7 protein-coding genes and 1 tRNA gene are annotated in these 6,454 nt (G+C 69.5%); 5 read left to right on the forward strand and 3 right to left on the reverse strand.

Annotated elements, in window-relative coordinates:
* Positions 1-24: 24 nt before the first annotated feature.
* The 3 genes from JWQ91_RS03230 to JWQ91_RS03240 all read left to right on the forward strand — a co-directional run bounded on the left by JWQ91_RS03230 (position 25) and on the right by JWQ91_RS03240 (position 1,714).
* Complete coding sequence (locus JWQ91_RS03230; RefSeq protein WP_297780753.1) at positions 25-813, forward strand: hypothetical protein; 789 nt, start codon at positions 25-27, stop codon at positions 811-813.
* A 43-nt stretch (positions 814-856) separates the two neighbouring features.
* Positions 857-932: transfer RNA gene (locus JWQ91_RS03235), tRNA-Ala, on the forward strand.
* Between the two features lie 167 nt (positions 933-1,099).
* Complete coding sequence (locus JWQ91_RS03240; protein ID WP_297780755.1) at positions 1,100-1,714, forward strand: hypothetical protein; 615 nt, start codon at positions 1,100-1,102, stop codon at positions 1,712-1,714.
* Between the two features lie 58 nt (positions 1,715-1,772).
* On the opposite strand, the gene JWQ91_RS03245 is transcribed toward JWQ91_RS03240, so the two are convergent.
* Positions 1,773-3,344 carry a protein kinase gene (locus JWQ91_RS03245; RefSeq protein ID WP_297780758.1) on the reverse strand — a complete coding sequence of 524 codons (1,572 nt, stop codon included), beginning with the start codon at positions 3,342-3,344 and terminating at the stop codon, positions 1,773-1,775.
* 151 nt (positions 3,345-3,495) lie between these two features.
* On the opposite strand from JWQ91_RS03245, the gene JWQ91_RS03250 reads away from it, so the two are divergent.
* Positions 3,496-3,909, forward strand: coding sequence for a VOC family protein (locus JWQ91_RS03250; RefSeq protein ID WP_297780761.1), 414 nt, complete (start codon positions 3,496-3,498; stop codon positions 3,907-3,909).
* Between the two features lie 2 nt (positions 3,910-3,911).
* On the opposite strand, the gene JWQ91_RS03255 is transcribed toward JWQ91_RS03250, so the two are convergent.
* Both JWQ91_RS03255 and JWQ91_RS03260 read right to left on the reverse strand, forming a co-directional pair.
* A complete protein-coding gene (locus JWQ91_RS03255; protein ID WP_297780764.1) occupies positions 3,912-4,856 on the reverse strand; it encodes a DUF4349 domain-containing protein in 945 nt (314 codons plus the stop codon).
* Positions 4,853-5,428: an RNA polymerase sigma factor gene (locus JWQ91_RS03260; RefSeq protein ID WP_297780767.1), complete on the reverse strand. Its 576-nt coding sequence runs from the start codon at positions 5,426-5,428 to the stop codon at positions 4,853-4,855. Before JWQ91_RS03260 ends, JWQ91_RS03255 begins: the two co-directional genes overlap by 4 nt.
* A 146-nt stretch (positions 5,429-5,574) precedes the next feature.
* Between JWQ91_RS03260 and JWQ91_RS03265 the strand changes: the two genes are divergently transcribed.
* Positions 5,575-6,078 carry a hypothetical protein gene (locus tag JWQ91_RS03265; RefSeq protein WP_297780769.1) on the forward strand — a complete coding sequence of 168 codons (504 nt, stop codon included), beginning with the start codon at positions 5,575-5,577 and terminating at the stop codon, positions 6,076-6,078.
* The last annotated feature ends 376 nt before the right edge of the window (positions 6,079-6,454 follow it).

Below are 6,454 nucleotides of genomic sequence, written 5' to 3' on the forward strand. Positions count from 1 at the left end.
TTGCTCGTGGGCCAGAGTGGTGGGTTGATCATTGCGTTCGTCGTCGTTGTCTGGGCGGCGTACTTCATTCCGCTTGCCCTCCGCCGCTATGACGAGGCCGGCAAGAACGACTCCGTCGAGACCTCCGGGTCGCTCGGCCGTGTCATCTCCCGCCCGACGCCCGCGACCGCAGCGCCTGTGATCGCCGAGAAGGTCGACGTGACGCCGGCCGCTGCGACCGACACCCCCGCTCGTACGCTCGACCGACCCGCCGCACGACTGGCAGCCCGTCGCCGTCGCCGCACCCTGCTCACGCTGCTGGCGCTCACCGCCGTCGTCGGGATCCTTGCCGGACTCGGGGTCGTCCCCGTCCTCGCGCTGGCGGTCCCCGCGGTCCTCGACATCGCCTGGCTCGTCGCCTGCCGTGTCCAGGTCCGTGGTGAGCTCGGCCTCGCTGCGCCCAAGCTGCCGCGCAAGCGGGACACGCCGGTCGCGTTCGACGAGGAGGACACGATCATCGTGTCCGGCCAGTTCGAGGACATCAACCCGGGTCGCAAGCACCGGATGGAGGACGTGGCCCTCGAGGTCGACGCCCTCGATGACCAGATCGTGATCGCGGTCCCGTCCGTCTCGACCGCCGGCGAGGCTCTCTGGGACCCGCTGCCGGTCACCCTGCCGACCTACGTCACCAAGCCGCGTGCCGGCCGGACGGTCCGCACGATCGACTTCTCGCAGCCCGGAACGTGGACCTCGGGACACATCGAGGGCGAGGACGTCGAGCTGCCGAAGAGGGCCGACGGACCCGACCAGCAACGCCGCGCAGTGGGTCACTGAGTGGCCTGATAAAGTTGGCGAGCGCCCGCAGTTCGGGGCGCATGGGGCATTGGCGCAGTTGGTAGCGCGCTTCGTTCGCATCGAAGAGGTCAGGAGTTCGAATCTCCTATGCTCCACCATTGACAGCGGGACCGGGAATGCTTTCTCCCGGTCCCGCTGTCAATTTGTGTGGCGAGTGATTCGGGGAGGAGCCGCTCTCGGAGCCCCGTGCCGTTTGTCGCCAGTGAAGTAGGGGTAACCCCAGCCCCAGCGGTCACTCGGGTCCGCCCCACTGAAGGAGCAGACCATGGCGCACGACAGCCAGCACGACCTCACCACCCACGACAGGGATCACGACCACGACGGGCGTACCGACCTGATCGCGACGGACGAGGACCATGCCCGCGACAAGTTCGGCGGGCTCAACACCGGCGCAGCATTCTTCGGCTGGATCGTCGCGATCGGTGTGGCGGTCCTCCTGGCCGGCATCATCGGCGCGATCCTGACGGCGGTGGGCTCCTCCGTCGAGGTGACCCAGTCCGACGCGGAGCGCTCCGCCGGGACGATCGCCGCCTCGACGGCCATCGCCCTGTCGGTGATCCTGGCTCTTGCCTACTACGCGGGCGGCTACGTCGCCGGCCGGATGTCCCGGTTCGACGGCGCCCGGCAGGGTGTCGGCGTGTGGGTCATCGGCCTGGTCGTGACGGTCATCGCGATCGTGCTGGGAGCGATCTTCGGTGACAAGTACAACGTGCTGGACCGGGTCGACCTGCCGCGGATCCCGATCTCGACGGACGAGCTGACCGGGGGTGCCGTCATCACCGGTGTCGCCGTGATCCTCGTGACCCTCCTGTTCGCGATCGCCGGTGGCCTGATGGGCCACCGCTATCACAACCGCGTCGACCGGGCTGCTCGCAGCTAGGCATCACCTACGCACGACGGCCCCACGCAGACGCGTGGGGCCGTTGCTGCGTACGGGGCTACTTCTTCTTCCTGCTCTTGGCTTTGGCCTTGGTCTTGGTCTTGGTCTTGCTGTGGCTCTTCTTCGCCTTGACGGGCGTGCCGCTGCTCTTGGCGGGGCCCGAGGAAGCAGGGGAGGAGACGGTCGGCTGCCGCACCACCACGGGAGCGACCGCGACCGACAACGTGATGGTCGTCCCGTCGGGCAGCCGTCCGGACTTGTCCAGCGCGACGACCTCACCGGCGTCAGCGGCCTGGGTGACGTCCTTGCGCGCGACGACGAAGCCGAGCTTCTCCAGGCCGGCCGACGCCTTCGCGTACGTCGTGCCGATGACGCTTCGCGCCGAGACCCTGATCTTGCCCGAGACCACGGACAGCTCGACGACGTCGTCGTCACCGGCCTCGTCTCCGCGCTCGGGGGACTGGTCGACCACGAGCCCGGCGGGCTTGCCGGCGACGTCGACCGACTCGCGGCGAACGGTCAGCCCGGCGTCCCGGACCTTGGCGGTGGCGTCCTTGACGTCGAGCCCGACGACCGAGGGCACGACCGGGGCTTCGTCGGCCTGCATCCGCTGCAGGCCGAGCGCAGCCAGGACGACCGCGACGCCCAGACCGGCGTAGAGGGTCCGAGGGCGGGGGCGTCGTGCGGCGGGGTGCGCGACGGGATCGGAGGTCCCGGTCGGCAGCGGGGCGGACACCATCGTGTCCTCGGCAACGAGCTCCGACGGCACGTCGACCCCGACCGGGGGCTCGGCCGAGGGTCCCACCACGACGCGCTCGCTCGCGCCGGCGGCGGCCGCCAGGAGTGCGACGGCGGCCGCGGTGGACGGACGGTCCTCGGGTGCCTTGGCGCTGAGGGAAGCGATCAGGTCCCGCACGGGCGCGGGGACCTCGTCACCGACCGGCGGCAGGTCCTCCTGCAGGTGCGCCAGCGCCGTCGCGACGGGGGACTCCCGGCGGAACGGGGAGACGCCCGACAGGCAGTGGTAGGCGACGACCCCCAGGGCGTACAGGTCGGACTGCGGCGTGGCCGTGCGACCGGCGGCCTGCTCGGGGCTGAGATAGTCCGCGGTCCCCAGCAGCGAGCCGGTGTCGGTGAGCGGCTCGCTCAAGGGCGAGCGGGCGATGCCGAAGTCGACCAGGACCGTGCGGCCCGTCGGCGTCACCATGATGTTGGCGGGCTTGAGGTCGCGGTGGACGATGCCGGTCTCGTGCGCGGCCTGCAGCGCATCGGCGACCTGCATGACGACCGACATGACCTGCTCGGGCGCCATCGGGCCCTGCTTCATGAGCTCGGCGAGCGTACGGCCCTCGATGAGCTGCATCGCGATGTACGCCATGCCGCCATGCGTCGAGCCGTCCTCCTCGTAGTCGTAGATCTGGGCGACGCCGGGGTGGAGGATCGACGCGGCCAGGCGGGCCTCGCTGCGCATCCGGGCCCGGGAGACGTCGTCCGCGAGCGGTCCGGCCCGCAGGACCTTGATCGCGACGGGGCGGCCGAGCCGGGTGTCGTGGGCGCGATAGACCGCGCCCATCCCGCCGGAGCCGAGGATGTCCCCCAGCTCGTAGCGGGCGCTCAGCAGCTCATCCATCCCAAGACACCTGTCATCCGGCCCGCGACGGCGTCGACGGTTAGCGGGGGAGTACCCCGAGATCCGGCCGACAAACCGCCCACCGAAGGTGAGGACGAGGGCGAGGCGCCGGGGTCATACTCGGGAGAAACACAGCGACGAGGAGGAATGCATGACCAATCTCAACCCCTACATCACGTTCGAGGGCCAGGCCGCCGAGGCGATGCAGTTCTACCAGTCCGTGCTGGGCGGCGAGCTGACCAGCAACACGTTCTCGGAGTTCGGGATGACGCCGGACCCGGCGTACGCCGACCAGATCATGCACTCGCAGCTCGAGACCGAGGACGGCCTGGTCCTGATGGGCGCGGACCTCCCGCCGGGAATGCCCTATAAGCCGGGCATGACGATCTCGATCTCGCTCAGCGGTGATGACGAGGCGACCCTGCGGTCATGGTTCGACGGGCTGTCGGCCGGCGGGACGATCTCGCAGGCGTTCGAGCCGGCGCCGTGGGGCGACACGTTCGGGATGTTCACCGACAAGTTCGGGATCGACTGGCTGGTCAACGCCGCGGGTCAGCGGGGCTGAGGTCAGGCTCGTCGGCGCAGGAGGAGGCGGCCGATCCCTGCGATCACCACGGCGACCAGGGCCCACGGCAGCAGCACGCCGACGATCTCGACGGTGTGGTTGACGGTCGACACCAGGGCGTTCCAGCCGTCCCGCAGCCCGCCGGTGAAGCCGCCGGGCTCGACCGAGTCGACCTGACGCTTCTGCGACAGGTCGATCGACAACGTCGAGAGCGACACCTGGTCGGCGACAGCCTTGCGTTGCGCCTCGAGGCTCTCGAGCTGCTCCTGCCGTTGGGTCAGCGCGTTCTCCGCCCTGATGACCTCGCCGCTGCTGCCGGCCTCGGCCAGGATCCCCTCCAACCGGCCGATCGAGAGCTGCAGCGCGTCGATGCGGGCATCGAGATCCTTGGTCTGCGCCGTCACGTCCTCATTCTGCAGCGAGACATGCTCGACCGTCCCGTACGTCGTGAGGCGATCGATCGTCGCAGTCACCCGGGTGCTGGGGACCCGCACCGTGACGAATGCCGATGCCTCGTCTCCCGAGCCGCTCTCCGAGCGGTTGTCGACGCGGCCGCCGATGCTCTCGACCCACGTGCTGAGACGTTGTGCCGTGCCGCGCGGGTCCTTGACCGTCACGCTGACCTCGCCGGTCGTGATCACCTGGCGGTCGTCCTCGGGGGCGACGGACTTCGCGTCGCCGGCGGCGGAGCCGCTGCCCTCAGCCGCTGCGCTGTTGCGCTCGGCGCGGCCTCCGCTGTCGTCGGCCGAGATGCTCGACGAGGGCTGCGTCGAGTCGAGGGACTCGAGCGCGTACCCACCGAGCCCGACGACCAGCACGCTCGCGGCGGTGAGCCCGATGATGGTGCGCGCGCGGCGGCCGCGGCGCTTGATGTCGCTGTCGACGGAGTGCATGACGGACAGGCGCATCTTGTCGATGCGGTCGTCATGGAGGGTCGGGGTGGTCATGATGTCTCCCTCATCGAGCGGAGGTCGGCACGGAGCCGGCGGCGGAGGCGTGAGATCCGGTTGCGGACGACGGCGTGGGTGACGCCCAGCTCGTGGGCGGCCATCTCGTAGGTGTGGTCGCCCGCGACGCAGAGGTCGTAGAGGCGGCGGTCGGTCGGTGACAGGGTGGCGGTGGCCTTGTCGATCTCGGCGCGGACCAGGCCGGACTCGACCTCGTCCTCGACGGCGCGGTCCGCCGCCACGTCGGGGTCGAGCTCATCGGTGCTGCGCCGCCGGCGGGTGCGGCTGGCGTTGAGCGCCGTGTAGCGGGCGGTCACGAGCAGCCAGGGGAGGACGGACTCGTCGACGACGGTGATGGTGCGGATCTTGTGCCACGTCGTGATGAACACGTCCTGGGTGATGTCCTCGGCCTCGCGCTCGTCGCGGACCACGCTGTACGCCTGCCAGTAGACGGGACGCACATGCCGGTCGTACAGCTGTCCGAACGCTCCGCGGTCACCGGTCGCGGCGCGCGCCAGCAGCTCCCGGTCGCCGATCGCGGGACCGTCGTCGAGGGTCGTCGGTGAGGTCACCCGGCGCTCCGTTCTGTGCTGTCGTGCGGACGCTTCTACTGGTAGATGTCCGGACGAGGCTCACCGTCTCACGTCGGCTCGGAATTGATCGGGGATCGGCCGGATCCCTCGGACGTACAGTGGAGGCGGGGACCGAGGGGGTGGGCGTGAGACGAATCGGACGGGTTCTCGCGGCCTGCGCGCTGCTGGTGCTTGTCGTGTCCTGCGCGAGCCACGCCCCGGTCCCTTCGCGCTCCATGGAGCTCGCGACGCTGGACCCGGTCAAGCGCGTGACGTCACCGCCGGACGCCGACGTCCGCCGCTCGGTGTATGCCACCTCGCGGCTCAGCCCCTCGCCGATGCTGCTCAACCTCTGCCGCGGGCCCATCGCGATCGACCTCGGCCCGGACCGACCGGTGCTGGTGGCCGAGCACGACTACTGCGGCGGCCGGGCGTGGATCCCGCAGCTCGAGCCCGGGGACGCGGTCGCGCTGACCGGTGACGGTGTCGAGGACGGCACGTATCTCGTGACCGACATCTCGACCGAGCGTCGCGGCAAGGCGCAGGTCGGTGACCTGCCCGCCGCCGACGTCGTCCTGCAGACCTGCATCTCGCCGGGGGAGATGGTGCTGGTGGCGGCGAACCGGTTCGTGCCGGCGTTGCAAAACTGACAGGTTTGCGCGTCAGGCCGTCTGAAAGTCTCTCTAGGGGGTCCGGGGACCCGTCCCGGTCTCGACCCGCTGTGAGTGGTCGATGCTTGGAGGGATTAGTCCGGGCAAGCGGCGACCCTTGGCGTAGGACGGCGTCCGCAACCCAGCCGTCGCATGCCGGAATCGCTGCAAATACAGCAGATATCAACAGCTGGGGAGGGGGATGCTGCCGAGATGTCGAGAAGTAGGACGTGCTCCAGATCACATTTTGTCAGCTATCGACGGTAAATGACTACCTGTCATCTAGTCCGAAAGAACTAGAGAAAGATAGTCACAAAAGTGACCCCAAGTCGGGACGTTAGGCCTTACGTTTCTCTCAGGGAGCGCCACCGTCCGG

It is taken from the genome of Aeromicrobium sp. (genome assembly GCF_025965075.1).
GTDB lineage: Bacteria > Actinomycetota > Actinomycetes > Propionibacteriales > Nocardioidaceae > Aeromicrobium.

Excerpts from the sequence above, each read along its gene's own strand:
- JWQ91_RS03240 (WP_297780755.1), top strand. The coding sequence starts at position 1,100 with ATGGCGCACGACAGCCAGCACGACCTCACCACCCACGACAGGGATCAC.
- JWQ91_RS03245 (WP_297780758.1), bottom strand. The coding sequence starts at position 3,344 with ATGGATGAGCTGCTGAGCGCCCGCTACGAGCTGGGGGACATCCTCGGC.
- JWQ91_RS03250 (WP_297780761.1), top strand. The coding sequence starts at position 3,496 with ATGACCAATCTCAACCCCTACATCACGTTCGAGGGCCAGGCCGCCGAG.
- JWQ91_RS03255 (WP_297780764.1), bottom strand. The coding sequence starts at position 4,856 with ATGACCACCCCGACCCTCCATGACGACCGCATCGACAAGATGCGCCTG.